At 60.4% G+C, this 1512-nt stretch carries 2 protein-coding genes; one reads left to right on the plus strand and one right to left on the minus strand.

Features of this window, described 5'->3' with window-relative positions; translation table 11 throughout:
- Window positions 1-21 precede the first annotated feature (21 nt).
- Entirely contained in the window at window positions 22-1149 is a 1128-nt protein-coding gene (locus P3T25_RS48480) for an IS630 family transposase (protein ID WP_429364873.1), read from the minus strand.
- Window positions 1150-1197: 48 nt separating this feature from the next.
- Between P3T25_RS48480 and P3T25_RS48485 the strand changes: the two genes are divergently transcribed.
- The gene (locus P3T25_RS48485; protein ID WP_200568033.1) at window positions 1198-1512 is read left to right on the plus strand and encodes a LexA family protein; all 315 of its coding nucleotides are present in this window, start codon (window positions 1198-1200) and stop codon (window positions 1510-1512) included.

Raw genomic sequence — 1512 nt, forward strand, 5'->3', positions numbered from 1 at the left:
ACTAGTACCTTTGCACAGAGGTTATGACGGTTTGTCAGAGGTCGGTACTGGGTAGGCTTTGGCCAATTTTTCCCGGGCCCTTTCGGTAGAGAACATCCAGTTGATGCGAGCGCCGCTGGCGTTTCGCAGTTGCTCCCAAGCCGCGACCTCGCTGATCAACCGGTCGCGGCAGTCGATGCGGCGATCCAGACATTGGCTTCGCAGCACACCGATTTCGATCTCGACCATGTTGAGCCAACTGGCATGCTTGGGGGTGTAGTGGAATTCGATCCGCTGCAGGATGCGGCGTGCCTCTGCTGGTGGCAAGGCTTGGTAGAGCGCGGCAGGCGTGTGGGTCGACAGATTGTCCAGCACGACACGGATCCGCGATGCATGGGGGTAGTGGATATCGACGAGATCGCGCATGCACTGGGCGAAGTCATCCGCCGTTCTCCGTTCGGTGACTTTCACCTTGCGCCAGCTACGATGTGCATCGAGGAAGACGAACAGATTGGCGGTGCCGTTGCGCTTGTATTCGCAGTCGTAGCGCAAGGGTTTGCCGGGCTCCGCCGGAATCGGTTGGCGTACTTCGCCGATGAGCTGGGTCGGGCTTTCATCGAAGCACACCACCGGGTGCTGCGGGTCCGGGGTTTCGGCGTACAGGTCGAGCACGTCTTCCATGCGTGCAACGTATTCCGCGTCGATCTTGGGAATGCACCACATGTCCTTTCGCCATGGCTTCAGATCGTTCTCGGCCAGACGCCGGCGTACCGTCTCGCGCGATAGCGCTTCATGCTCGGTCAGCTTGACGAACGTGTCAGCGAGCAATTCCAGCGTCCAGCGCGCACGTCCCGGTGGCGGGTTGGTGCAGGCGGTGGCGATCAGCAGGGCCTCTTCCTTGCCGCTGAGCTTGCGCTGCGCCCCAGGCCGAGCCTGTTCGTTCAGCGCCGCTTCCAGCCCCATCTCCACGAAGCGACGCTTGGTGCGGTACACCGTGGATTCGCCAACCGCCACGGTGGCGGCAATGCTCGCGTCATCCTTGCCAGCGTGCGCTGCAAGCAGGATCTGCGCACGCTTGAGCTTGCGTGCCGCGTGCTTGCCGCCGCTTAGCATGGCAGCAAGCGCCTCACGTTCAGATTGGTCGAGTTCGACTCGATAGCGTAGATTCATCCGGATGGCTTCCTTCGGGGGAGCCTCCTTCGACTGCCGGGGTTCCGAATGAATCAGAAGTCGCTTCCATTGCCAGGCGAGCGCTCAGCCTGCCCGAGCTTCACCGACAAGCAAGGTCAGTATCTCGCTTTCATCTGGGCCTACAGCTTGATAAACGGCCGCGCTCCGGCCGAGCACGACATGCAGCGTTTTTTCGCCGTCACGGCTCCTTCCGTCCATCAAATGGTGCTCAACCTCGAACGCAATGGATTGATCAGCCGGCAAGCAGGCATCGCTCGCAGCATCAAACTGCTCGTTGACCATAATTGCTTGCCTGTCCTACAACCCAGCCAAACTGTCATAACCTCTGTGCAGCGGTACTAG

The organism is Paraburkholderia sp. GAS32, assembly GCF_050434225.1.
In the GTDB taxonomy this organism is placed as follows: domain Bacteria; phylum Pseudomonadota; class Gammaproteobacteria; order Burkholderiales; family Burkholderiaceae; genus Paraburkholderia; species Paraburkholderia madseniana.